General features: G+C 33.2%; 23 protein-coding genes and 1 rRNA gene. 11 read left to right on the top strand and 13 right to left on the bottom strand.

Annotated features, from left to right (window positions below; genetic code table 11):
• Positions 1 to 60: 60 nt before the first annotated feature.
• From B2G86_RS13530 to B2G86_RS11360, 7 genes are all read right to left on the bottom strand, one after another.
• On the bottom strand, positions 61 to 1,101 hold the full coding sequence (locus B2G86_RS13530) for an SdrH family protein (protein WP_078358283.1): 1,041 nt from the start codon (positions 1,099 to 1,101) through the stop codon (positions 61 to 63).
• Positions 1,102 to 1,310: 209 nt separating this feature from the next.
• The gene (locus tag B2G86_RS11335; protein ID WP_078358285.1) at positions 1,311 to 2,792 is read right to left on the bottom strand and encodes a sucrose-6-phosphate hydrolase; all 1,482 of its coding nucleotides are present in this window, start codon (positions 2,790 to 2,792) and stop codon (positions 1,311 to 1,313) included.
• Positions 2,793 to 2,962: 170 nt separating this feature from the next.
• Positions 2,963 to 3,187 carry a sulfurtransferase TusA family protein gene (locus B2G86_RS11340; RefSeq protein WP_078358287.1) on the bottom strand — a complete coding sequence of 75 codons (225 nt, stop codon included), beginning with the start codon at positions 3,185 to 3,187 and terminating at the stop codon, positions 2,963 to 2,965.
• Positions 3,188 to 3,205: 18 nt separating this feature from the next.
• Positions 3,206 to 4,273 carry a YeeE/YedE family protein gene (locus B2G86_RS11345; RefSeq protein ID WP_078358290.1) on the bottom strand — a complete coding sequence of 356 codons (1,068 nt, stop codon included), beginning with the start codon at positions 4,271 to 4,273 and terminating at the stop codon, positions 3,206 to 3,208.
• Positions 4,274 to 4,398: 125 nt separating this feature from the next.
• Positions 4,399 to 5,181, bottom strand: coding sequence for a twin-arginine translocase subunit TatC (gene tatC / locus B2G86_RS11350; RefSeq protein WP_078358291.1), 783 nt, complete (start codon positions 5,179 to 5,181; stop codon positions 4,399 to 4,401).
• Positions 5,182 to 5,253: 72 nt separating this feature from the next.
• Positions 5,254 to 5,478, bottom strand: a complete 225-nt coding sequence (locus tag B2G86_RS11355) for a twin-arginine translocase TatA/TatE family subunit (RefSeq protein WP_078358293.1) — start codon at positions 5,476 to 5,478, stop codon at positions 5,254 to 5,256.
• 11 nt (positions 5,479 to 5,489) lie between these two features.
• Positions 5,490 to 6,122: a redox-sensing transcriptional repressor Rex gene (locus B2G86_RS11360; protein WP_078358294.1), complete on the bottom strand. Its 633-nt coding sequence runs from the start codon at positions 6,120 to 6,122 to the stop codon at positions 5,490 to 5,492.
• Between the two features lie 162 nt (positions 6,123 to 6,284).
• Between B2G86_RS11360 and B2G86_RS11365 the strand changes: the two genes are divergently transcribed.
• Complete coding sequence (locus tag B2G86_RS11365) at positions 6,285 to 8,207, top strand: ABC-F family ATP-binding cassette domain-containing protein (RefSeq protein WP_078358296.1); 1,923 nt, start codon at positions 6,285 to 6,287, stop codon at positions 8,205 to 8,207.
• Between the two features lie 505 nt (positions 8,208 to 8,712).
• Entirely contained in the window at positions 8,713 to 8,856 is a 144-nt protein-coding gene (locus B2G86_RS13450) for a hypothetical protein (protein WP_182476958.1), read from the top strand.
• A gap of 1,071 nt (positions 8,857 to 9,927) precedes the next feature.
• On the opposite strand, the gene B2G86_RS11370 is transcribed toward B2G86_RS13450, so the two are convergent.
• The 5 genes from B2G86_RS11370 to tsaE all read right to left on the bottom strand — a co-directional run bounded on the left by B2G86_RS11370 (position 9,928) and on the right by tsaE (position 12,987).
• Positions 9,928 to 10,356, bottom strand: a complete 429-nt coding sequence (locus B2G86_RS11370) for a VOC family protein (protein WP_078358298.1) — start codon at positions 10,354 to 10,356, stop codon at positions 9,928 to 9,930.
• A gap of 74 nt (positions 10,357 to 10,430) precedes the next feature.
• A complete protein-coding gene (tsaD, locus tag B2G86_RS11375) occupies positions 10,431 to 11,447 on the bottom strand; it encodes a tRNA (adenosine(37)-N6)-threonylcarbamoyltransferase complex transferase subunit TsaD (RefSeq protein ID WP_078358300.1) in 1,017 nt (338 codons plus the stop codon).
• On the bottom strand, positions 11,440 to 11,868 hold the full coding sequence (gene rimI, locus B2G86_RS11380) for a ribosomal protein S18-alanine N-acetyltransferase (RefSeq protein ID WP_411815073.1): 429 nt from the start codon (positions 11,866 to 11,868) through the stop codon (positions 11,440 to 11,442). Before rimI ends, tsaD begins: the two co-directional genes overlap by 8 nt.
• Positions 11,869 to 11,879: 11 nt before the next feature.
• The gene (gene tsaB / locus B2G86_RS11385) at positions 11,880 to 12,545 is read right to left on the bottom strand and encodes a tRNA (adenosine(37)-N6)-threonylcarbamoyltransferase complex dimerization subunit type 1 TsaB (RefSeq protein ID WP_078358320.1); all 666 of its coding nucleotides are present in this window, start codon (positions 12,543 to 12,545) and stop codon (positions 11,880 to 11,882) included.
• A complete protein-coding gene (gene tsaE, locus B2G86_RS11390; RefSeq protein ID WP_078358303.1) occupies positions 12,526 to 12,987 on the bottom strand; it encodes a tRNA (adenosine(37)-N6)-threonylcarbamoyltransferase complex ATPase subunit type 1 TsaE in 462 nt (153 codons plus the stop codon). Before tsaE ends, tsaB begins: the two co-directional genes overlap by 20 nt.
• Positions 12,988 to 13,432: 445 nt before the next feature.
• On the opposite strand from tsaE, the gene ilvD reads away from it, so the two are divergent.
• The 9 genes from ilvD to ilvA are packed head-to-tail and all read left to right on the top strand — an operon-like array spanning position 13,433 to position 24,216.
• Positions 13,433 to 15,121 carry a dihydroxy-acid dehydratase gene (gene ilvD / locus B2G86_RS11395; RefSeq protein WP_078358305.1) on the top strand — a complete coding sequence of 563 codons (1,689 nt, stop codon included), beginning with the start codon at positions 13,433 to 13,435 and terminating at the stop codon, positions 15,119 to 15,121.
• Positions 15,122 to 15,133: 12 nt separating this feature from the next.
• A complete protein-coding gene (gene ilvB, locus B2G86_RS11400) occupies positions 15,134 to 16,867 on the top strand; it encodes a biosynthetic-type acetolactate synthase large subunit (protein WP_078358307.1) in 1,734 nt (577 codons plus the stop codon).
• A complete protein-coding gene (gene ilvN / locus B2G86_RS11405) occupies positions 16,867 to 17,340 on the top strand; it encodes an acetolactate synthase small subunit (protein ID WP_078358309.1) in 474 nt (157 codons plus the stop codon). The genes ilvB and ilvN overlap by 1 nt, the downstream gene beginning before the upstream one ends.
• Before the next feature lie 29 nt (positions 17,341 to 17,369).
• Entirely contained in the window at positions 17,370 to 18,377 is a 1,008-nt protein-coding gene (gene ilvC, locus B2G86_RS11410) for a ketol-acid reductoisomerase (protein WP_078358311.1), read from the top strand.
• A gap of 29 nt (positions 18,378 to 18,406) precedes the next feature.
• Positions 18,407 to 19,939, top strand: coding sequence for a 2-isopropylmalate synthase (locus tag B2G86_RS11415; protein ID WP_078358313.1), 1,533 nt, complete (start codon positions 18,407 to 18,409; stop codon positions 19,937 to 19,939).
• On the top strand, positions 19,936 to 20,976 hold the full coding sequence (gene leuB / locus B2G86_RS11420) for a 3-isopropylmalate dehydrogenase (RefSeq protein WP_078358314.1): 1,041 nt from the start codon (positions 19,936 to 19,938) through the stop codon (positions 20,974 to 20,976). The genes B2G86_RS11415 and leuB overlap by 4 nt, the downstream gene beginning before the upstream one ends.
• Positions 20,977 to 20,991: 15 nt before the next feature.
• Positions 20,992 to 22,365: a 3-isopropylmalate dehydratase large subunit gene (leuC, locus tag B2G86_RS11425; RefSeq protein ID WP_078358315.1), complete on the top strand. Its 1,374-nt coding sequence runs from the start codon at positions 20,992 to 20,994 to the stop codon at positions 22,363 to 22,365.
• Positions 22,366 to 22,935, top strand: coding sequence for a 3-isopropylmalate dehydratase small subunit (leuD, locus tag B2G86_RS11430; RefSeq protein WP_078358317.1), 570 nt, complete (start codon positions 22,366 to 22,368; stop codon positions 22,933 to 22,935).
• A 15-nt stretch (positions 22,936 to 22,950) separates the two neighbouring features.
• Positions 22,951 to 24,216, top strand: a complete 1,266-nt coding sequence (ilvA, locus tag B2G86_RS11435) for a threonine ammonia-lyase IlvA (protein ID WP_078358318.1) — start codon at positions 22,951 to 22,953, stop codon at positions 24,214 to 24,216.
• A 699-nt stretch (positions 24,217 to 24,915) separates the two neighbouring features.
• Here the strand turns inward: ilvA and rrf are convergent.
• A 5S ribosomal RNA gene (rrf, locus tag B2G86_RS11440) occupies positions 24,916 to 25,030 on the bottom strand.
• Positions 25,031 to 25,035: the final 5 nt, after the last annotated feature.

The raw sequence follows: 25,035 nt of genomic DNA on the forward strand, positions 1-25,035 counted from the left end.
GCCAAATGAAAGGCTGAGACAATTAACTTGTCTCAGCCTTATTTTTTCATATCTAATTTATTAAGATTTAGTTACTTTTCTCAAGAAGAATACAATTACAGATCCTAAAATTACTACTATCGCTAACGAAATACCAATAATTAGTGGCTTTGAAACATCTTTTTTTTCTGAAGCTGTATCAAAACTTTCAGTAGTTGTTGAAGTGGATTCTGTTTTTGTATCATTATCTTCATTTGTGGATGTAGTTGCTGTTGTATTAGATGTTTTTTTAAATTTAGGATGAGCTAAATCAGGTCTACTTCCTACTTTACTCGTAACCAAATCTAAAACATCTTCATCCAATTTACTATAATATTCTTCAGAGTTACCTGGAATGAACTTTGGATCTTCTCCTTCAGAATATTGTTGTTCATAATTATCAGGATAAGATGGCATAGTAGGTGTATATTGATCTATATATTGGCTATTATAGTTGTTATTATTTGAGTCATTTGATTTTGGTTCTTCAGTTGATGGTTTTCCTTCACCTGAATTATTAGGCGGTGGTGTTTGATTATTGCTATTTCCACCATTTGGTTCTTCCGTACTCGGTTCCTCTGTACTTGGCTTTTCACCTGTATTAGGTTCTTCTGTGCTCGGTTCTTCTGTTGATGGTTTTCCCCCACCTGAATTTGGCTCTTCCGTACTCGGTTCTTCTGTACTTGGTTTTTCACCTGTATTAGGTTCTTCTGTGCTTGGTTCTTCAGTTGATGGTTTTCCCTCACCTGAATTTGGCTCTTCTGTACTCGGTTCCTCTGTACTTGGTTTTTCACTTGTGTTCGGTTCTTTGATTGGTTCTTCTGTACTTGGTTTTTCACTTGTATTCGGTTCTTTGTTTGGTTCTTCTGTACTTGGTTTTTCACTTGTATTCGGTTCTTCTGTACTTGAATCTTTTTTCTTCTCTGTTTTTTGTTTAGTTTGTTCTTCAGCTGTATTAGGAGAAGTGTCTTTCACATTTGATTGTGAAGGTTCAATAGCGAGTGTATCATTCCCGTGTGCTACACCTATAACCATCGAAGATAATAATAAAGTTGATATAATTGAATTTTTAAGTACCTTCATAAATGTTATCCCCCTCCTATACGTTTTCAATATTATAAGTATAAATCATAAATATCTTGTTTTCTATGCTTTAACCCCATATGTTACACAGAATTAATATTTTGTAATAACTTATTCATATTTCTAATAATTAGAGGTTAAGATAAGTTGTACATAATAATTACTCCCTATCCAAAAATTGAATTTCGAATAGGGAGACTTTTAATGTTTTAACTATTTAGTTGCAAGTTATATTTTGTAAATTTCAAATAGACTTGCCCTGATTCTGTTGAAGTTCTAAAGTTTACTGCATTTTCATCCGGAAAAATTCTAGTTGTAAATACGCATTCTCCATCATTTACGAAAATTTCTAAACTTGAAGTATCGCTATAAATTCTTAACTGTTCTAAATCCTTATTTAAAGTTGTTGTACGTGTTGCTTTATCAACCGCTTCACTCACAACACCACTTTCAAAACGGTCTAATGTCAGCTGCTTTGTTCTTGTATTATAAATTATTTGAGTAGAACATTTTTTTGAAACTCTTACATCAAAATATATTTCTGTCGCTTCATTTTCAATAATATCTATAATCAACTCATATTGTTTACCTTCATATGGATGTAATTTCACAGAGTGTTTGTTTGCATAACCTTCTGCTGTTTCTTTATTCGTTCTTAATTTTTCTAGAGCTTTAATCGGTCTTTGAACTAGTTTATTATTTTCGATTGTTAACTCTCTTGGAATTGTTAAACAGTGCGCCCAACCTTCTTCATCAGTTGCATAATCAATTTCAGGAAGTCCCATCCAACCTATTAAAATTCTTTTACCATTTTTGTCTAAAAATGTTTGTGGTGCATAAAAATCAAAGCCTTGATCTAGTTCAATAAAATGATGATGCTCAAATTCTAAAGTATCGATATTAAAATCACCAATTAGATAGCCAGATTGATATATGTTTTCAAATTGATTATTTTGAGGTTCAATACCCTGTGGAGAAAAGATAAATACATCTTTCTCATCCAGCTTGAACAAGTCTGGGCATTCCCACATATAACCGAAATCTTGTAATTTAGTATGTATTTCACCCTTTAAAGTCCAATCTTTAATGTTAACAGACTCATAAATAACTGCACTTCCCGTTTCATTTTCTCTTTGTATTCCAAAAATAGCATAGTACTTATCTTTTTCTTTCCATACTTTAGGGTCTCTAAAATGTTCAGTATAGCCTTTTGGAACATCATGAATCACAGGTTTATCAAATTTCTTAAATGATCCATCTTCTTGTTGAACTGCAATCATTTGTGTTGATTTTCTATTCCATTCATTATCTCTAACGTTACCTGTGTACATTAAATGTAATTTGCCTTCGTAATCAAATGCACTTCCAGAATAAACTCCATGACTATCGAATTCTGTATCTGGTGATAAAGCAACTCCTTCATCTTTAAAACTCGTTAAGTTTTTACTTGTATAGTGATACCAATACTTCAATCCATGTACAGCTCCTAATGGAAACCACTGATGAAATATATGGTATGTACCATTATGATAAATAACTCCATTAGGATCGTTTAATAATCCTGACTTTGGTTGTATGTGAAAGATTTGACGCCATTTTGATTGGTTAACTTGTTCTAGCAGTTTATTATATTCAACTTCAGATATGTCTGATAGTTTTTTGTATTGTTCTTCACGTGTCCAATTTACCATTATCATTCTCCTTACTTCTCATTTTAACCGGCTGCATAATATACTTATTTTATCATATTTTATAAGCTAATTTATCCTTCGTTTCAAAATGATTGTTCTCAAACCACATTTCTTTCAAATAAAAAAACTGCCAACAAAGTTAAGTTTTGTCGACAGTTTGAATACTTATATTATTGTTTTTCGACTGTTATAGTCCATGAAGCATCGCCTAATTGTTCATAATTAGTAACAGGATATCCATTATCCGCTGCCCAATTTGGAAGTGCTTCTGTTGCTTGTGTACAATCGAAATCTATTTTTAGTTGCTCTCCAACTTGTATTTCATCCATTTTATTTTGTGCTTCTATTAATGGAAATGGACATACCATTCCAACAGTACCTAATTCATGTACCATTATTACACGCTCCTTTTATTAAATACTTTGTGTATTCACTTGTGTTTTAGCTTGTCTAGCTTTTCTAGGTTTAACAAAAATGAAGTAACTCATAAACCAAGCACCAAAAATCATTGAAGGTAAGGCAACCCAACCTTGCCAACTCATAGCTGCTGTAGATACTAGTCCATTACCGATTGAACAACCGCCTGCTAATGATGCACCTACACCCATACAAGCACCACCAATCACACTATTTCTAATTGTCTTAGTATCTGGCATTCTCCATTTAAATTCTCTTGAGCCTTTAGCTGCAATATATGAACCTACGAAAATACCTAATACTAAAAATACACCCCAGTTTATTAATGAAACATCTCCAGTCACTAAATACTGAACGATATTGGCTGAAGGAGTTGTAATACCAAGTCCTCCAACTCTACCAGTTGAAGCGCTCATTGGCCAAGCAATTAAAGCAATAACTCCTACTGCAACTGCCGCAACAAAAGGATGGTATCTTTTTTCAAATAACATATGACGTATTCCCGTATATTTCGGTTTTAATTGAGGTATAGCAACTTTTGGTTTTTTCAAAGTTTTTGTAACAAAATATGCTGTTATCATTACTAACACTATAATTAATAACCAAACAGGTATATTAAGTGTTTCAGACATATTTGAATTCATTACACTATATGAATTTATATTTTCTTGTAAAGGATTTAAAGGACCAGATTTCATAATTGCGGCCGTCACACCATACAATACTAATGCAATCCAGCTTCCTATTAATCCTTCACCTGCTCTGTACCATGTACCAGTTGCACACCCACCAGCTAGTATAATACCAATACCAAATACAAATGATCCAAGTATCGTACCTACTAATGGAAATGTTTCCGCTTCTATTTTAAAGACGCCTAATCCTACTAAAGTAAATAACCCAATACTTTGAATAGAAATAGCTATTAATAAAGCATAAAACATTTTATTATTTTTTTGTACATACATATCTCTAAATCCGCCTGTTAAACAAAAACGTGTTCTTTGCATAACAAAGCCGAGTAATATACCGACGATAAGTCCACTCATAACCATCCAAATCACGTTTACATCTCCTTATTCTTATTACTTTGATAGGAATAATAATATATGATATTCCACATTTTTTCAAGTTACCATTTCATTACAAAAGTTTGATAATTCAAAAAAAGAAAAAACAACCGTAATTTTTACGGTTGTTTCGTTTCATCTTCATCCATACCTAGTTCTTCTTCCATTAATTTTTGTTCTGCTTTTAAATATTTTTTATAACCTATTTTAGAAATTATGATACTAATCTCATATAAAAGTATCATCGGAATTGTAAATAACATATGTGTCATAAAATCAGGTGGAGCTATTAATGCTGCTACGACAAGTAATATGAAGTATGCATATTTTCTGTTTTTCTTTAAGAACATCGGTGTTACAATCCCTAATCTTGTTAAGAATAATAATAAAATTGGCAATTGAAATACGAAACCAAAAGGTATCGTAAATTTGAATAATTCACTAAAATATTCTTTAATACCAATGGTCTGCTTTATACCCATGTCATCTGCTAGTCCCATCGTAAATGCTATTAAATATGGGAATATGATAAAGTATGAAAATAACAAACCTCCTACAAACAAGAACAAACTAAATGGAATATAACTTAGTGTAACTTTTTGTTCTTTTGGATGTAATCCCGGAGATATAAATGCCCATATTTCATATAATATAACTGGTGATACAATAATAAATGCAATAATGATAATCATTGCTATGTATATTGTGAGTGGATCTGTTATCCTAAACGCATTCAATTCTAATGTTTGGGTAAAATCATCATTCGTAATATAGTAAATCACTGGTTTAGCAATGAAAAATCCAATAATGAGCCCACCTATTAGAAAATATGCAATAATCATAATACGACCACGTAATTCTTCTAAGTGTTCGACAAATGTTAAATTGTCTTTATCCACCATCTTACCTCCAATCTAAAAAAAGATGTGGCAGGAAACCCGCCACATTTAAGGGAACATCTGTTAAATAAAATTCTATTTAACTTCTTTATCTTTGCTATCTTCAGGATTACTTTTCTTTTCATCAAAGTTTGTCATGCCATCTGTAGCATCTTTAAATTCTTTCAAAGTTGATCCCATCGCTCTACCAAACTGTGGTAATTTCTTTGGCCCAAATATAATTAATGCTACTACCCCTATAAATAATAAACTAACTGGTCCTGAAATACCGACTGTATTAATAAACGTTAAAGCTTCCATTTGATACCCTCCTATTGATTCTTCATAAAGAAGATTAAAGATTGCAATTCAATTCCTAAATCTATATGATGAACCTGCACTTTCTCAGGTACATTTATTCTTTGAGGTGTAAAATTCAAAATACCAGTAATTCCAGCAGATGTTATACGATCAGCAACTCTTTGTGCTGCTTGTTGTGGTACTGTCAATATTACAACTTGTATACCTACTTCTTCAACTACTTTTTCAAAATCATCCATACTATCAACTGTCAATTTACCTACCATACTTCCAGATATACTTTCAGATTGATCGAAAGCTGCGACAATTTGCATTCTATCATTAACAGTAAAATTATAATTCACAAGTGCAGTACCTAAATTACCAACACCAACGATTGCGACTTTAGTCATATCATCTTGTTCAAGGGTTGTTCTAAAAAATTTTAATAAATAACTAATATTGTATCCGTAACCCTTTTTTCCTAATTCACCAAAATATGAAAAATCTCGGCGAATTGTAGCTGAATCAATTTTAAGACCTTCACTTAATTCTTTTGAAGATACACGATCTACGCCTGAATTATGAAGTGTACTAACAAATCTATAATAAAGAGGCAAACGTTTCAAAGTTGCTTTAGGGATCTTCACATCATTCTTTGCCAAAATCCTCACCTTTTCCACTATAAAATAATGTGATTGCGTTCACATCTAATGGGTTTATTATAACAAACTTCACATAAAATAACTATATAAATATTGTATGTCATTTACATACAATTATCGTTCATTTTCATGTAGAATAATAACTAATAGAGAGGTGTAAACATGATACTTTTACAAATAAATAATTTAGAAAAATCTTTTGATGGCGATGTTATTTTTTCAGATGCTGATTTTGAAGTTAAAACAGGTGAAAGAATTGCAATAGTTGGAAGAAATGGTGCAGGTAAAACAACACTCATGAAAATTATTGCCGGCGTCGAAAGTTATGATTCAGGAAACATGTCTAAAGGTAAACAAGTTTCTATGGGATATTTAACACAACAAATGACATTAGACTCAAATGATACTGTTATGAATGAAATGAAAAAACCATTTGAACATGTAATAGTAATTGAAGAAAAGATGAAATCTTTAACAGACTGGTTAAGCAAACACGCAGATGACTATGATAGCGATACTTATCAAGAAAAGTTATCTCAATATGAAACACTATCAAATCAATACGAATCATTGGATGGCTATCAATATGAAAGTAAAATTAAAACTGTTTTAACGGGTTTGAATTTTATAGAGTCTGACTTTGATAGACAAATTCAATCATTCAGTGGTGGTCAAAAGACTAGATTATCGATGGCTCAGATGTTATTAAGTGAACCAGACTTGTTATTACTAGATGAACCTACTAACCATTTAGATATGGATACAACAGAATGGCTTGAGAACTATTTAACACATTTCAAAGGCGCTATCGTTATAATCAGTCACGATAGATACTTTTTAGATAAAATAGTTAACCAAGTTTACGATGTTGCTTTAGGTTCTGTAAAAAAATACGTAGGTAACTATAGTAAGTTTTTGAAAGAACGTGACGCACATTACGAAAAAGTAATGGCTGAATACGAAAGACAACAAAGTGAGATTAAAAAATTAGAAACATTTGTTGAAAAAAATATAACACGCGCATCTACAAGTGGTATGGCGAAAAGTAGACGTAAAGTCTTAGAACGAATGGAAAGAATCGATAAGCCAAGACTTGATGCAAAAAGTGCACAAATTAATTTCGAAATAAACCGAGCTACTGGTGAAGATGTTTTAAAAATTAATAATTTAGAAATTGGTTACTCTGAAAGCATAACTTCACCAATTAATTTAGAAGTAAAACGTCATGATCGCATCGCTATAATCGGTCCAAACGGAATCGGTAAATCTACTTTGATTAAGACAATCGCACAAAAGCTTCCTGCATTAGCTGGAGATGTCTTATTCGGTTCTAATATTCAGATTGGTTATTATGACCAAAAACAAGCAGAATTTAAATCCAATATGACAATATTAGATTATGTATGGAATCAATACTCACATATGCTAGAGAAAGACATTAGAACCATTTTAGGCAGATTCTTATTTACCCAGGATGAAGTCAAAAAAGTAATTAATGACTTATCAGGTGGAGAAAAAGCACGTCTTCAACTAGCATTGTTAATACTAGAAAAAAATAACGTTCTTATTCTTGATGAACCTACCAACCATTTAGATATTGATTCTAAAGAAATGTTAGAACAAGCTCTACAAAACTATGAAGGCACACTACTCTTTGTATCACATGATCGATATTTTATTAATGAACTTGCTAATAAAGTATTCCATATCACTTATGAAGGTAATGAGCTTTTCCAAGGAGATTATCAATATTATTTAGAAAAACTAGAACAACGTGATGCAATCAATAGTTATGAACAAAATGATAGTTCCTCTACTCAAACAACTAAAGATGATAATTTTTATACAAATCAAAAACAACATAAAAAAGAAAAACGTAAACTTGAGCGACAATTAGAAGAAATTGAAAATAATATTTCTACATATGAAGAACAAATTACAAACTATGAGCATCAGCTTACATTGCCAGAAATATTTAATGATATTGAGAAGAGTAATGAAATTAATAATCTAAGAATAGAAACAGAACGTTTGCTCGAAGAAAACATGGAAAAATGGGAAGAAATAGAAAGTAAGCTCAATTAATCATAAATCACTAAGGTAAGTTTTACACCTTAGTGATTTTTTATATCGAATATTAATCACACTTTTATTCACAATAAAAAGACTTGTTTTACAGTCATCCACAGAGTTATCCTACTTATCCACAGGTAAAAAGTAAAAACAAGCCATTCATCGTAAATCTTATCCACAAATAAAACAAAAGATATACTTAGGTTATCCCCAATTTGTGATTAACTTGTGCACAAGTACAAACGTTCTGTATTGACTTTATGAATATCTCATGCATTTTATTGGTGACTTGTAAATATTGTGAAATCAAAATGAAGTTAATCTTAAATTATTAATCTAGTAGATTAATTCACTAGCTTTAATATTGAAAAAGTTTTATAATTTATGTAACCAATTTTCTTGTCTTGTACACTTTAGTAAGAAAACACTGCTTACTAAATTTAAATTTAGTAAGTGCTTAGAGTTAAATTTCATTGATTAATTGGTCTTGTGTATTATACAGAAGGGATGATGATTTATGAATAACGCTAACATTGAGAGTTATACAACAAAAGCTAAAGAATTGCTAGAGCATAAGATTATAACTAAAGAAGAATATGAACAACGTATTAAAGACTACACTGATTACACAAACAGTGAAGGAAAGTACACTAGAAAATGAACACATTAAAATGACTGAGACATAATTGTCCTAGAAATTTTATAAAAATCATTTTGGTAGCTCATAAAACTACCATCAGATTGCCCGCAAAGTTTAAAACTTTGTTGGCATTTTTTTATGCGCATGCTATGTAAAATAAATCTATTGATAAACGTGACCATTATGAAATGATTCACGATTTGGCGATGTAAAAGAACAGCAAAATATGAGATGGACTAGATATAGAGAAATTAAAAAATTATCCATGGATACCCTTGCTTACACTTCTTTCTACTTATGTGAATACAGATATCCATACTTACACTTCTCTCTACTTGTGTGAATACAGACATCCATACTTACACTTCTACTGACTTGTGTGAACATAGACATCCTTACTTACACTTCTCTCTACTTGTGTAGATACAGATATCCACACTTACACTTCTTTCTACTTGTGTGAATACAGACATCCATACTTACACTTCTACTGACTTTTGTGAATACAGATATCCATGCTTACATTTCTCTCTACTTGTGTGAATATAGATATCCTTGCTTACACTTCTCTCTACTTGTGTAAATATAGACATCCATACTTACACTTCTACTGACTTTTGTGAATACAGACACCCATGCTTACATCTCTCTCTACTTGTGTGAATACAGACACTTAAGATTAATAGTCTTTAACATAAATGTCCTAGTATTTTTATGATAATCATTTAGCTAACTCTTAGAGACACCATTTTTCTATATAAAAATAAATATTTACAACGATTTTGTAAGTGCTGACGCCTGAGGGAATAGTATGCGTGAGAGACTACTGGCTCGAGCCATATCCCTAGGCAAGCATGTACTTTACAAAATCGTAAGATTGTATATAAATAGATATTGTTAACGATTTTGTAAAGTGCGGACGCCTGAGGGAATAGTATGCGTGAGAGACTACAGGCTCGAGCCATACCCTAGGCAAGCATGCACGTACAAAATCGTAAGATTGTATAAAAAATAAGCATATCACTTTAAAAAATCAGTTAAGTGATATGCTTATTTTTTTGATTTAGGATTTATATTCTAAGCTCTTATGATTTATTCTGTAATTGCATTTGCCATCCAAGTTACACCATATGGATCTTGGAATGAACCGAATAATGGAGACCATTCTACTTCTGCTAATTGCATATCTATTTTACACCCAGCAGCTTCAGCCTTCTTAAATAAATCGATAACTGCTTCTCTGTCGTTTTCATCATTATAGTTAAATTGGAAACAAGCTTGTGCGCCTTCATTATCAATATCTTTATTTTGCCATGTATCACTACACAAAAATGTCTTACCTAATAACTTGAAACTCGCATTCATTGTAAAAGATTCGGGCATTTGAAATTCCTCAGGTGCATCTTTGAATATTTCATGATTACCAGGTACTCTCATAATATCTGTTGCACCTAATTTCTCTTCGTAAAACTTTAATGCTTCAACGCTATTTTTAAAATTAAAATAACTATTTACTTCCACAAGTTTTCGCCTCCTATATCTTTTATTGTTCGAGTCAATTATAACTTCCGATGTGTAATATTACAAATATTTACTTAATTAAAAGTTTCAATATCTAGAGAGCTCTTGCCATTTAATTTCATGTCTGAAAATCTATTGTTTTCATATAAGAAATGGGCAACCGATCCTATCATTGCAGCATTGTCTGTACATAGATTTAATGGTGGTACACTCAATTCAATACCAAGCTTGTTAGACTCTTTCTCTAAAGTACTTCTTAAACCTTTGTTTGCTGCAACTCCTCCAGCTACGATTAAATGCTCAACATTATATTCTTTTACTGCAGACATTGTTTTACCTACCAATACTTCAACGACACTATTTTGAAAACTCGTAGCGACATCTTCTTTAACGATTTCTTCGTTTTTTTGTTTTTTATTATGCAATGTATTTATTACTGCACTTTTCAATCCACTAAAACTAAAATCATAGCTATCTTTTTCCAACCATACTCTAGGAAAATTCAAGGTATCCTTTCCTATTTGGGCCAATCTATCAACTTCTGGTCCACCTGGATAAGATAATCCTATTGTTCTTGCTACTTTATCATAAGCTTCTCCAACAGCGTCATCACGTGTTTCACCAATAATTTCAAAATCAAGATGATTCTTCATATAAATTAGTTCAGTATGCCCTCCAGATACAATGAGTGCAATTAATGGGAATTGAAGTGGTTTAATAAGGTGATTTGCATAAATATGTCCTGCTATATGATGAACCGGTATAAGCGGTTTTTGATGGCTAAATGCTAATGCTTTAGCACTAGCCACACCTACTAATAATGCACCAATTAATCCTGGTCCTTCAGTAACTGCTATTGCATCTATATCATCCATTGTCATATTTGCGTTCGATAATGCTTCATCTATAACATGCGTCATAACTTCAACATGTTGTCTACTAGCAACTTCTGGTACAACACCACCAAATTTTTTGTGTGTCATCATTTGGGTAACGACTTCATTGCTTATAATTTCATTACCATTTTTGATCACACTAGCTGCTGTTTCGTCACAGCTCGTTTCTATACTTAAAATAATAGATTTAGTCATTTTTTAAACTCACCCACATCACTTTAGCATCCTCTCCGTCGCCATAATAATTTTTTCTGACACCACCATAAGTAAACCCAGCTTTTTCATATACATGTCTAGCAGCTTTATTTTCAATTCTTACTTCTAAGCTCATTGTCGTACATGTGGTACTTGCGTAATTCATAACATATTCTAATAATAATTGTCCTATCCCATTACTTCGATATGATTCGTCTACAGAAATTGTAGTTATTTGTGCCTGATCAATGACTATCCAAATACCACAATAGCCAATAATTTTTTCACCCAAAGACACAACGAAATAATGTGCAAATTCATTTTTTTCTAATTCATGATAGAAAGCTTCTAAAGACCACGAGCTATTTGTAAAACTTTGATTTTCTATTTTATAAACTTCTTGGACATCTTCAATACTCATTTTTCTAATTTCTAATGCTTTGTTTGATTGTTTTTCCAATTTTGTTCCGCCTCTGATAATTTTAAATATCGTGGTTTTAATTCATGAACGTTTAATACAGGTTGATCTTTTATTTGATTCATAAGTGAAGCATTTGGTAGATTCGTTATGATTCTACCATCTAATTTATTTTTCAAAGTTACTGTATCGTTACCTACAAATATAAAAGGTTGAGTTTGATCATTTAAATATTTTTTAAGTTCTTCAAAAGAAATATAACAATCTTCCATAACTTCTATTAAATTATCGTCTTCATATTTATAAACTCCTGCAAATACATGATCTCTTCTTGCATCAAATATAGGCACAATCAAATCTGTTTTACTATTGTAAGTCATAGCTAAAGATTTTAGCGAAGAAACTTCATATAATGGGATTTCCAATGAATATGCCAATGTTTTAGCTGTAGTGATACCAATTCTTAATCCAGTGTATGAGCCAGGACCATTGGCAACTACGATTTCTGTTAACATTTCAGGTGATACATTAGCCTCATTCATAAGTGTTTCAATCACCGGCATTAATTGTAAAGAATGATTTTTCTTTATATTAGATTGATAATTTAATAAGACAGTATCTTCTTTAACCAGAGATACAGCTAATGGCTGGTTTGAAGTATCAATTAATAAGGTTGTCATCATTTAACACTTCCTTTATTTGTTTATAGTGTTCACCCTTTGGAACTATTTCAAACAATCTTTTATTTTCTTCTATATACTTAATGTTAATTTCTAAATATTCTTCGGGTAAAAAATCTTTAATATATTCACTCCACTCTATGAGCGTTACAGCATCAGAAGTAAAATACTCATCAAATCCTAAGTCTTCATCACTATTTTCTAATCTGTAGCAATCCATATGATGAAAAGGTAATCTTCCTTTATACGATTTTATAATATTAAAGGTAGGTGAATTAATATTTCTCTTAACGCCTAATGCCTTACCAAAATATTGGCTAAACGTTGTCTTTCCAGCTCCTAAATCGCCATTTAATAAAATAACATCGTTCTCAGTTACGACTTGAGCAAGTTTTTCAGCTATTTTTTTCGTCTTTTCTAATGATTCAACTTGAATAAACATTATTTGGCACCTACTTTTACTTTACTTAAACTAACTGAATTATTATAACAAATATTTAATTAATTGGGTAATGAACGGTTCATATCTAACTAAAGCGCTTACATTATCTAAATTTTTAGAATAATCTAAATCTTCTGTTGACATGTGCTCAAATATGCGTTAAATTTAGAACATAAATTTTTTAACTATTCAAAAATCTTAATCAAAAATATAGTTCACATTTGAGAAGAAAGGACGAGTTGTAATGAGATATAATATGACAGCAAACAAACCGACAATCGAATACAGCATATTAGTAATTTTATTACGCTCAGAAGGACTCGAACAACAGTAAGTATCAATTTACTGTCAGGTTTAAGTCCTATTTCTACTTGAATGGGACTGAAAGCAGCGTCCCATATATAATTGGGGCGTTGCTTTTTTATTTTTCTAGAGGAGTGTAATTATGAGAAGTGACATGATCAAAAAAGGTGACCAACAAGCACCTGCAAGAAGCTTATTACATGCAACAGGACAAATTAAAGATCCTACAGATATGAATAAACCATTCATTGCGATTTGTAACTCTTATATTGATATTGTCCCAGGACATGTTCATTTAAGAGAATTAGCTGATGTAGCTAAAGAAGCTATTAGAGAAGCAGGTGGTATACCATTCGAATTTAATACGATTGGTGTCGATGACGGAATTGCAATGGGACACATTGGAATGCGCTACTCATTACCAAGTAGAGAAGTAATTGCTGACGCAGCAGAAACAGTAATCAATGCTCACTGGTTTGATGGTGTATTCTACATGCCAAACTGTGACAAGATTACACCAGGTATGCTTTTAGCATCTGTTAGAACAAATGTACCTGCTATCTTTTGTTCAGGCGGTCCAATGAAAGCTGGATTATCATCAACTGGTAAAGCTTTAACATTATCATCAATGTTTGAAGCAGTTGGTTCTTTCAAAGGTGGATCAATGTCAAAAGAAGAATTTTTAGACATGGAACAGAATGCATGCCCTACTTGTGGTTCATGTGCAGGCATGTTCACAGCAAATTCAATGAACTGTTTAATGGAAGTACTAGGACTTGCATTACCTTATAACGGTACAGCTATTGCAGTCGGAGAAGAAAGAAGAGAGTTAATTCGTGAAGCAGCATTTAAACTTATGGATTTAGTTAAGAATGATATCAAACCTAAAGACATTGTTACTAAAGACGCAATCGATGACGCATTTGCTTTAGATATGGCAATGGGAGGTTCTACTAATACAGTACTTCATACATTAGCTTTAGCAAATGAGGCTGGTATTGAATACGATTTAAATCGCGTTAACGAAATTGCTAAACGTACACCTTACCTATCTAAAATTGCACCAAGTTCATCATATTCTATGCACGATGTTCATGAAGCTGGTGGTGTTCCAGCAATTATCGGTGAATTATTGAAAATGGATAATGTACTACACCCAGATAGAGTAACGGTCACAGGTAACACTTTAAGAGAAAATAATGAAAATAAAGAAATAAAAAATACTGATGTTATTCACACGAGAGATAATGCATTTTCTGAAACTGGTGGCTTATCAATGCTATTTGGGAACATTGCTCCCGATGGCGCAGCTATAAAAGTTGGTGGTGTCGATCCATCAATCAATAAATTTGTCGGTAAAGCAATTTGCTTTAGCTCACATGATGAAGCAGTAGAGGCGATTGATAACCATACAGTACGAGAAGGTCACGTAGTTGTCATTCGATATGAAGGACCTAAAGGTGGACCTGGAATGCCTGAGATGTTAGCCCCTACTTCATCTATCGTTGGTAGAGGATTAGGTAAAGATGTGGCATTAATAACTGACGGTAGATTCTCAGGTGCAACTAGAGGTGTTGCTGTAGGTCATATTTCACCTGAAGCTGCCGCTGGAGGACCTATTGGATTGATTGAAGACGGAGATGAAATTGTAATTGATTTAATCAACCGAACATTAGATGTAAGTGTTTCTGAAGCTGAGTTACACGCTAGAAAACAAAACATCGAACCATTTAAAGCGAAAGTTAAAACTGGTTATCTTGCAAGATATACTGCGCTTGTTACAAGTGCAAATACAGGTGGCATCTTGAAAGTACCAGACGAACTAATTTAAGGAGTGATTTGCATGGCACTAACTACTAAATCATACAAAGAACCAGATGAAGCAACTAAAGAAAAGACAATAACATACACGGGTGCTGAACTACTCGTACAATCATTTATTGACCAAAAAGTTGATTACATTTTTGGATATCCTGGTGGTGCAGTCTTACCTTTATATGATGCTTTCTATGAAGGTAAAGTGCCTCACATTTTAACGAGACACGAACAAGGAGCTGTTCACGCTGCAGAAGGTTATGCAAGAGTAACAGGTAAACCTGGCGTAGTTGTTGTTACAAGCGGTCCAGGAGCAACAAATACTATTACAGGAATTGCTGATGCTATGAGTGATTCAATTCCACTCATTGTCATCACTGGTCAAGTTCATCGTCCTGGAATTGGTAAAGATGCCTTCCAAGAAGCTGATTTACTTTCAATGACAACACCTATTACGAAACATAATTATCAAGTAACAGATGTAAAAGATATTCCAAAGATTATAGATGAAGCTTTCCATATCGCTTCAACTGGACGTAAAGGACCTGTCGTAATTGATTTTCCTAAAGATATCGGTGTTCTTGAAACTGTTGAAGTTGCACCAAGAGAACTTGATTTACCAGGTTATCATATTGACCTAAATCCTGAAGAAAAAGAAATTGACCAGTTTATTCAAATGATACGCCAAGCAGAAAAGCCACTTATTTTAGCTGGTGCAGGTGTTAACCATGCCGAAGCTTCAAATGAACTTACAGCTTTTGCGAATAAATACAAAATTCCTGTCGTTAATACTTTGTTAGGTTTAGGCTCTATCCCCTACTCTGATCCTTTATTTTTAGGTATGGGAGGTATGCATGGTTCATACGCTAGTAATATGGCACTAACAGAATGTGATTTGTTGATTAATTTTGGCAGCAGATTTGATGATCGTCTAGCAAGTAGCCCAGACGATTTTGCTAAAGATGCAAAAGTTATCCATGTCGATATTGATCCATGTGAAATCAACAAAATAATTCCAACTGATTTAGGTATTATTGCTGATGCAAAACTCACTCTTGAATCTCTATTAGAATATGAAACTCATGACCTTATTCACCATGATTGGTACGAACATTGTCTATCAAACAAAGCAACATACCCATTTAAATACGACAAACCCACTGATGACTTTGTTAAACCACAACAAGCAATTGAGTATATTGGTAAAATCACTAACGGTGATGCACTTGTCGCTACAGATGTAGGACAACACCAAATGTGGGTTGCACAATATTACCCGTTCAAGACACACGGTCAAATCATCACAAGTGGTGGTCTTGGAACTATGGGCTTTGGCATTCCAGCTGCAATGGGTGCAAAGTTTGCATATCCAGATAAAACTGTAGTTGCAGTTGTTGGTGACGGTGGTTTCCAAATGACAAATCAGGAAATGGCGATTCTTAATGAATTCAACAACGATATTAAAATCGTATTAATTAATAATGGTGCACTAGGGATGGTTAAACAATGGCAAGATAAGTTTTATAGCCAACGCTTTTCTCATTCAGTATTTTCAGGACAACCAGACTTTATGAAACTTTCAGAAAGCTACGGTGTTAAAAGTTTCATGATTGATTCTAATGAGAAATTGGAATCAACAATTGATGAAGCATTTGCACATAAAGGACCTGCCCTAATCGAAATTAGAATTTCCCCTTCTGAACCAGTACTTCCTATGGTTCCAAGTGGACAACCAAATTACAAGATGGAGGGCGTGGAATAATGAAAAGAACAATTAAGACTCAAGTACTCGATAGAGCGGGTACCCTCAACCGACTTACAAGTATTTTTGTAAGGAGACAATACAACATTGTTTCACTTTCAGCAACGCCAACTGAAACTGAGGGCATTACGAATATAACATTTATCGTAGATGTTTCAGATGAAAGCAGTACAGAAACAATTATTAAGCAACTAGAAAAACAAGTAAACGTAATATCTGCACTAGACATTACAGAAACGAATCTATTCAATAGAGAGCTCATATTAATTAAGCTAGGTCACCCTACTGATTATAAGTCTTTCGAAAAATTGATTCAGCCCTATGAAAATCAACTTACTATTTTAAAAGATGTTGAAGACCATATTTATTTACAAGCATTTGGAACCCATCAAACAATAGAAAATCTATTGGATGATTTAAAAATATATCCAGTGACACAAGTGTCACGAACAGGTTCAGCAGGATTACTATAAAACTAAACAATTTAATGGAGGCATTTATTATGACTAAAGTATTTTATGACAACACGGTAACAGAAGACGCATTACAAGGTAAAAAAATTGCAGTTATTGGGTATGGTTCACAAGGACATGCACATTCACAAAACTTAAAAGATAATGGCTATGACGTTGTTATCGGTATTCGTCCAGGTAAATCATTTGATCAAGCTAAAGAAGATGGCTTCGAAGTTTATCCAGTAGAAGAAGCAGTTAAGCAATCTGACGTTGTAATGATCCTATTACCAGATGAAATTCAAGGACAAGTATATAAAGAAGAAATCGAACCTAACTTAGATGAAGGAAATGCTTTAGTATTTGCTCATGGATTTAATATTCATTTTAAAGTCATTCAACCACCAGAAAACGTTGATGTGTTCTTAGTAGCACCTAAAGGACCTGGTCATTTAGTAAGACGTACATTCGCTGAAGGTAGCGCTGTACCAGCTCTTTACGCTGTATATCAAGATGCGTCTGGCAAAGCAACACAATTAGCATTAAGCTACGCAAAAGGTATCGGTGCAACTAGAGCCGGTGTAATTGGTACAAGCTTTGAAGAAGAAACTGAAACAGATTTATTCGGTGAACAAGCAGTACTTTGTGGTGGTGTAACTAAACTTATCCAATCAGGGTTTGAAACTTTAGTTGAAGCAGGTTACCAACCAGAAATCGCATATTTCGAAGTATTACATGAAATGAAACTAATCGTTGATTTAATGTATGAAGGTGGAATGGAAAACATGCGTTATTCTATTTCAAATACTGCAGAATTTGGTGACTATGTATCAGGTGAACGCGTTATCACACCAGATGTTAAAGACAATATGAAAGCAGTTCTAAAAGATATCCAAACTGGTGCGTTTAGTGATCGCTTCATTAAAGATAACGAAAACGGCTTTGAAGAATTCTTGAGAATGCGTAAAGAACAACAAGGACATCAAATTGAATCAGTTGGTAGAGATTTACGTGACATGATGCCATTCGTTAAAGCTAAAAGTATTCAATCTAAATAAATGTATTAGAACTTAAGGAGAGGATTATTATGTCAGATCATATTCAAATATTCGATACAACACTTAGAGATGGAGAACAGACACCAGGAGTAAACTTTTCATTCGATGAACGTCTCAAAATTGCTATACAACTAGAAAAATGGGGAGTCGATGTAATAGAAGCAGGCTTCCCCGCTTCTAGTGAAGGCAGTTTTAAATCAGTAGAAAGTATTTCAAAGGCATTAACAACTACTGCAGTTTGTGGCTTAGCTAGATGTAAAAAATCAGATATTGATGCTGTTCATGAATCTACAAAAGAAGCACAACATAGACAAATTCATATCTTTTTAGCTACTAGCCCTATTCATTTAGAATACAAATTAAAAATGACTGAAGAACAAGTTTTATCTTCGATTACAGAAAATGTTACTTATGCAAAAACATTATTTGAAAAAGTACAATTTTCACCTGAAGATGCAACTAGAACACCTTTACCATTTTTAATTAAAGCAGTTCAAGCGGCTGTTGATGCAGGTGCAAATATTATCAATATTCCTGATACTGTTGGTTATTCGTATCCTTCAGAATATGGTCAACTCTTTAAGACTCTCATTGAAACAGTTAAAAGTGATCACGAAGTAATTTATAGCTCTCATTGTCATGATGACCTAGGACTAGCAGTAGCAAATGGACTTGCTGCTTTTGAAAACGGTGCTCGTAGAGTTGAAGGTGCAATTAATGGTATTGGTGAACGTGCAGGTAATACAGCACTTGAAGAAATAGCGCTTGCGCTACATGTTAGACAAGACCATTTTAATCTATCAACAAATATAGACTTATCTGAAACTAAAAATACGAGTGACATAGTAAGTAGATTTTCTGGCCTTCGAGTCCCAAGAAATAAAGCAATTGTCGGACAAAATGCATTTAGCCATGAATCAGGTATACATCAAGATGGCATTCTAAAAAATCCTGAAACGTATGAAATTATGACACCTCAATTAGTTGGTGTTGTTAAAAATTCACTACCTTTAGGAAAACTATCTGGAAAACATGCATTTAGCGAAAAACTTATTGAACTTGGTTATGATTTATCTCCTGATGAACAAGTAGAAGTATTTAAACAATTCAAGTCTGTCGCAGATAAGAAAAAACAAGTTACAGATCGTGACATTCACGCTATTTTACAAGGTAGTGAACATGAAGAGAATGCATACTATAAAGTGAATGCATTACAACTACAATTTGTGTCTAATGGCTTACAAAGTTCTGTAGTCGTTATAGAAGATAAAGAAGGTAATACTTATCAAGACTCTTCTATTGGTTCAGGTTCTATCACTTCAATTTATAATGCAATAGATAGAATATTTGATTATTCACCTAAATTACAACAATACCGAATTGACTCTATTACGGAAGGTACAGATGCACAAGCTGAAGTACACGTACAAGTACAATTTGAAGATGAAGTATTTACTGGTATAGGTATTGATTATGATATCTTATACGCATCTTGCAAAGCGTATGTAGAAGCGCACGCAAAATTCAGTAAAAACACAGTGAAAGAAGGCGTAAAGTCATGACATACAAAATCACTGCCCTACCCGGTGATGGTATCGGCCCAGAGATTTTAGAAGGTAGTATTGAAATATTAGAAGCACTTGCAAAAAAGTTTGAATTTGAATACGACTTAGTTACGAAAGATTTTGGAGGTATCGCCATAGATAAACATGGCGAACCTTTACCTCCTGAAACTTTAGAAGCATGTCAAAACAGTGATGCAATACTGTTAGGCGCTGTAGGTGGCCCTAAATGGACAAATCCTAAGAATAGACCAGAGCATGGTTTATTAGGTATTAGAAAATCACTAAAATTATTTGCTAATATTAGACCTACTATAGTTACTGAAGCTACTGCTCACCTTTCCCCACTAAAAGAATCATTAGTTAAAGATACTGATTTTATAATCGTTCGAGAATTAACTGGTGGCCTTTATTTTGGTGAACCAAAGTATTTCAATGAAAATCAAGCAGTAGATACATTGACTTATACTACAGAAGAAATAACAAGAATAGCTCACATAGCTTTTAAATTAGCTTTAAAAAGAAAGAATGTTGTAACGTCTGTTGATAAAGAAAATGTTTTAAGTTCTTCAAAATTATGGAGACAAACTTTAGAACAAGTTTCTAAAGAATATCCTGATGTAACGCTAAATCATTTATTAGTTGATGCATGTAGCATGCACCTTATAACTAATCCCAAGCAATTTGACGTTATTGTAACTGAGAATTTATTTGGTGATATCCTAAGTGATGAAGCTTCAGTAATTCCAGGTTCATTAGGCTTATCGCCTTCTGCTAGTTTTGGTGAAAGTGGCCCAAGTTTATATGAGCCAATACATGGATCTGCCCCAGATATTGCAGGTCAAAATAAAGCAAATCCTAGTGGTATGTTACTCTCACTAGCAATGTGTATTCGTGAAAGTCTGCATCAACCAGAATGCGCACAACATTTAGAAAATATAGTTTTTAATACAATTAATGAAGGTATTGCCACAATAGATTTAGGTGGTAGCTACAGCACATCTGAAGTCTTCGAAGCAATTAAAAAATCAATTTAAGAGGAGGAAAACGACATGTCACAAACATTATTTGATAAAGTATGGAATCGACATATAGTAGCTGGTAAAGAAGGTGAACCCCAATTATTATACATCGACTTGCACCTAATACATGAAGTTACATCTCCTCAAGCATTCGAAGGATTAAGATTGCAAAACAGAAAATTGAGACGACCTGATCGAACTTTTGGAACTTTAGATCATAATGTTCCTACTGTTGATATATTCAATATTAGAGATGAAATTGCTAATAAACAAATTAATGCCTTACAAAAAAATTGTGAAGCATTTGGTGTAAAGTTATTTGATATGGGTTCAGACGAACAAGGTATAGTACATATGGTTGGTCCAGAAACAGGTTTAACACAGCCAGGTAAAACAATCGTATGTGGAGATTCACATACTGCTACTCATGGTGCATTTGGTGCAATTGCATTTGGAATAGGTACTAGTGAAGTTGAACATGTTTTTGCAACTCAAACATTATGGCAAACTAAACCTAAAAACTTAAAAATTCAAGTAGATGGTACCCTACCTACTGGTGTATATGCAAAAGATATCATCTTATATTTGATTAACCAATATGGAGTTGATTTTGGTAGTGGATACGCTTTAGAATTCGCAGGTGAAGCTATTTCCAATATGTCAATGGACGAGCGAATGACTATTTGTAATATGGCCATTGAAGCTGGTGCTAAGTATGGAATGATGAAGCCAGATGAAACAACTTTTGAATATGTTAAAGGTCGTGAATATCAACCTGAAAACTTTGAAGAAAAAGTAGAAGATTGGAAAACGCTTTATTCTGATGAAGATGCTACTTATGATAAAATCATCACAGTTGATGTAAATGATTTAGAACCACAAGTTACATGGGGAACTAGTCCAGAAATGGGCGTAAGTTTCAGTACACCATTCCCAGAAATCAATGATATTAATGATGAAAGAGCGTATAACTATATGGGGCTTAAACCTGGTCAAACCGCACGAGATATTCCTCTAGGTTATGTATTCCTTGGTTCTTGTACAAATGCTAGACTTTCAGATTTAATTGAAGCGAGTAAAATAGTAGATGGACACCAAGTTCATCAAGATATTACAGCTATAGTCGTACCAGGTTCACGAAGCGTTAAACTACAAGCTGAGGCACTAGGATTAGATAAGATTTTCAAAGATGCAGGCTTTGATTGGCGAGAACCAGGATGTTCAATGTGTCTAGGTATGAATCCCGATCAAGTACCAAATGGGGTACATTGTGCCTCAACGAGTAATCGTAACTTTGAAGGACGACAAGGTAAAGGTGCAAGAACACATCTCGTATCTCCAGCTATGGCTGCTGCGGCTGCTATAAATGGAAGATTTGTAGATACTAGAAAGGTGGTCATTTAAATGGAACCTATTAACATCTTTAATGGGAAAACAGTTCCCCTATTGAATGATAATATTGATACGGATCAAATTATCCCTAAAGTCTTTTTAAAAAGAATAACTAAAACAGGATTTGGCCCTTTTCTATTTGATGAATGGCGCTATCTTGAAGACGGTTCTGAAAATCCAGACTTCAACTTAAATAAACAAGAATATAAAGGAGCAAGCATTTTAATTTCTGGTGACAATTTTGGTTGTGGATCATCAAGAGAACATGCTGCATGGGCGCTTAAAGATTTTGGGTTCCTTATTATTATTGCAGGTAGTTTTAGTGATATCTTTTATATGAATTGTACTAAAAATGGTATGCTCCCTATTGCTATTGAAAATAAAAATGATAGAGAAGCGATTGCTCAACATAGTGATATAACTATTGATTTACCAAATCAAGAAGTTATTACACCTGAAGCAAAATATCATTTTGAAATAGATTCAACATGGAAGAATAAACTTGTTAATGGGCTAGATGATATTGCTATTACATTAACTTACGAAGATCAAATAAACGAATATGAGAAAATGCACAACTAATTTGGGAGTGATAAAATGACCTTAAAAACACGTTTAAGTGCCGAAGATATAGAAGAAGCTTTTTTAAAATTAAAAGACACTGTTAAACAAACACCTTTAGAAAAAGATATGTATTTATCACAAAAATTTGATTGTAACGTATACTTAAAAAGAGAAGACCTTCAATGGGTGCGCTCATTTAAATTACGAGGTGCATACTATGCCATTAATCAATTAACTGATGAAGAAAGAGCAAACGGCGTTAGTTGTGCAAGCGCAGGTAATCATGCCCAAGGTATTGCATTTACTGCTAAACAACTTGAAATTAAAGCAGTTATTTTCATGCCAGTTACTACCCCAGCTCAAAAAATTAATCAAGTGAAATTTTTCGGTGGTGAATTTGTTCAAATTGAATTAATTGGAGACACATTTGATGATTGTTTGAAACATGCCCTTGAATATACTGAAAAATTTGGATTAAGCTTTATTGATCCATTTGATAATATTAATACGATTGCTGGTCAAGGTACTATTGCAAAAGAAATGGTAGATTATGCAAATGATGAGAACATTCAATTTGACTATTGCTTTGCTGCAATCGGTGGTGGCGGACTTATTTCTGGAGTTGGTACATATTTAAAAGAAAATATGCCGACTACACAAGTTATAGGTGTAGAACCATTAGGAGCAAGTAGCATGGCTCAATCAGTAAAAGCAAATAAGATTGTAACGTTAACTGACATCGATAAATTTGTAGATGGTGCTTCAGTAGGAAAAGTTGGACAATTAACGTTTGATATTTCTAAAAATGTAGTAGACAATTTTGTAGCTGTAGATGAAGGTGAAGTTTGTAGCACTATTCTTGATATGTATTCGAAGCAAGCCATTATAGCCGAACCAGCAGGTGCATTAAGTGTGAGTGCCCTTAATCATTATACAAATGAAATTAAAGGTAAAAATGTAGTATGCATTGTAAGTGGTGGTAATAATGATATTAATAGAATGAAAGAAATTGAAGAAAGATCCCTCTTATTCGAAGATATGAAACATTACTTTATCGTTAATTTCCCACAAAGACCTGGCGCTTTAAGAGAATTTGTAAATGACGTATTGGGTCCTAATGATGACATTACTAAATTTGAATACTTAAAAAAATCTAGTCAAAATACTGGTTCTGTTATTATTGGTATTCAACTTAAGGACCATAATGATCTTGACCAATTATATAAGAACGTCAGTGAATTTGATCCTAAATACATTTACATTAATCAAAACAAAATGCTTTATTCACTACTGATTTAAAAGATAGTAGAATATAAATCCTAACTTAAAATAAATAGGCATATCACTTAACTGAGTTTTCAGTTTTATAGTGATATGCTTATTTTTTTAATATCTTACGATTTTGTACGTGCATGCTTGCCTAGGGGTATGGCTCGAGCCTGCAGTCTCTCACACATACTATTCCCTCAGGCGTCAGTACTTTACAAAATCGTGACAAACATCTATTTTTTATACAAAAAGTAAGAGCAGAAATTCTAATATATTTATGTCCTAACTCTTTTATCACTTCTTTTTAATTTGTTATATTTGAGTCCGTTCTCAAAATCTATTTTTTGATTAAGTTTCTCAGTCTTTTTTTACTATTTTTTAAAGTTTATAGTGATATGCTTATTTTTAATATCTTACGATTTTGTACGTGCATGCTTGCCTAGGGTATGGCTCGAGCCTGTAGTCTCTCACGCATACTATTCCCTCAGGAGTCCGCACTTACAAAATTGTGATATTTTTCGGATATTTTAAAGCTATTTTGGGTTTAGCCATTCCGTTTATTATTACATGGACAAAGCAAAGTAAAATGTACGAACTATGTATGCAGTAATGGCAAGAAATATAAGAAAAATTTTCTTAGAGTTTTATATTCCTTTTAATTTTTTACATAAAAAAAAAGAGACCTAACAGGTCTCGAGTGCGGCTCATCGCATCCATTTATAAATATTTGCCCGGCAACGTCCTACTCTCGCGGAACGTAAGCCCAACTACCATCGGCGCTAAAGAGCTTAACTTCTGTGTTCGGCATGGGAACAGGTGTGACCTCTTTGCTATCGTCACCAGACAAAT

The sequence above is a fragment of the Mammaliicoccus fleurettii genome (assembly GCF_002018435.1).
Taxonomy (GTDB): Bacteria; Bacillota; Bacilli; order Staphylococcales; family Staphylococcaceae; genus Mammaliicoccus; species Mammaliicoccus fleurettii.

What these genes read in the sequence shown, in the direction of transcription:
- ilvN (WP_078358309.1), top strand. Translation starts at nt 16,867, where the DNA reads ATGAAAAGAACAATTAAGACTCAAGTACTCGATAGAGCGGGTACCCTC.
- B2G86_RS13450 (WP_182476958.1), top strand. Translation starts at nt 8,713, where the DNA reads ATGAATAACGCTAACATTGAGAGTTATACAACAAAAGCTAAAGAATTG.
- leuB (WP_078358314.1), top strand. Translation starts at nt 19,936, where the DNA reads ATGACATACAAAATCACTGCCCTACCCGGTGATGGTATCGGCCCAGAG.
- ilvC (WP_078358311.1), top strand. Translation starts at nt 17,370, where the DNA reads ATGACTAAAGTATTTTATGACAACACGGTAACAGAAGACGCATTACAA.
- B2G86_RS11340 (WP_078358287.1), bottom strand. Translation starts at nt 3,187, where the DNA reads ATGGTACATGAATTAGGTACTGTTGGAATGGTATGTCCATTTCCATTA.
- B2G86_RS11355 (WP_078358293.1), bottom strand. Translation starts at nt 5,478, where the DNA reads ATGGAAGCTTTAACGTTTATTAATACAGTCGGTATTTCAGGACCAGTT.
- B2G86_RS11415 (WP_078358313.1), top strand. Translation starts at nt 18,407, where the DNA reads ATGTCAGATCATATTCAAATATTCGATACAACACTTAGAGATGGAGAA.
- ilvA (WP_078358318.1), top strand. Translation starts at nt 22,951, where the DNA reads ATGACCTTAAAAACACGTTTAAGTGCCGAAGATATAGAAGAAGCTTTT.
- tsaE (WP_078358303.1), bottom strand. Translation starts at nt 12,987, where the DNA reads ATGTTTATTCAAGTTGAATCATTAGAAAAGACGAAAAAAATAGCTGAA.
- leuC (WP_078358315.1), top strand. Translation starts at nt 20,992, where the DNA reads ATGTCACAAACATTATTTGATAAAGTATGGAATCGACATATAGTAGCT.
- rimI (WP_411815073.1), bottom strand. Translation starts at nt 11,868, where the DNA reads ATGAGTATTGAAGATGTCCAAGAAGTTTATAAAATAGAAAATCAAAGT.
- ilvD (WP_078358305.1), top strand. Translation starts at nt 13,433, where the DNA reads ATGAGAAGTGACATGATCAAAAAAGGTGACCAACAAGCACCTGCAAGA.
- B2G86_RS11365 (WP_078358296.1), top strand. Translation starts at nt 6,285, where the DNA reads ATGATACTTTTACAAATAAATAATTTAGAAAAATCTTTTGATGGCGAT.
- tatC (WP_078358291.1), bottom strand. Translation starts at nt 5,181, where the DNA reads ATGGTGGATAAAGACAATTTAACATTTGTCGAACACTTAGAAGAATTA.
- tsaB (WP_078358320.1), bottom strand. Translation starts at nt 12,545, where the DNA reads ATGACAACCTTATTAATTGATACTTCAAACCAGCCATTAGCTGTATCT.
- B2G86_RS13530 (WP_078358283.1), bottom strand. Translation starts at nt 1,101, where the DNA reads ATGAAGGTACTTAAAAATTCAATTATATCAACTTTATTATTATCTTCG.
- leuD (WP_078358317.1), top strand. Translation starts at nt 22,366, where the DNA reads ATGGAACCTATTAACATCTTTAATGGGAAAACAGTTCCCCTATTGAAT.
- tsaD (WP_078358300.1), bottom strand. Translation starts at nt 11,447, where the DNA reads ATGACTAAATCTATTATTTTAAGTATAGAAACGAGCTGTGACGAAACA.
- ilvB (WP_078358307.1), top strand. Translation starts at nt 15,134, where the DNA reads ATGGCACTAACTACTAAATCATACAAAGAACCAGATGAAGCAACTAAA.
- B2G86_RS11335 (WP_078358285.1), bottom strand. Translation starts at nt 2,792, where the DNA reads ATGGTAAATTGGACACGTGAAGAACAATACAAAAAACTATCAGACATA.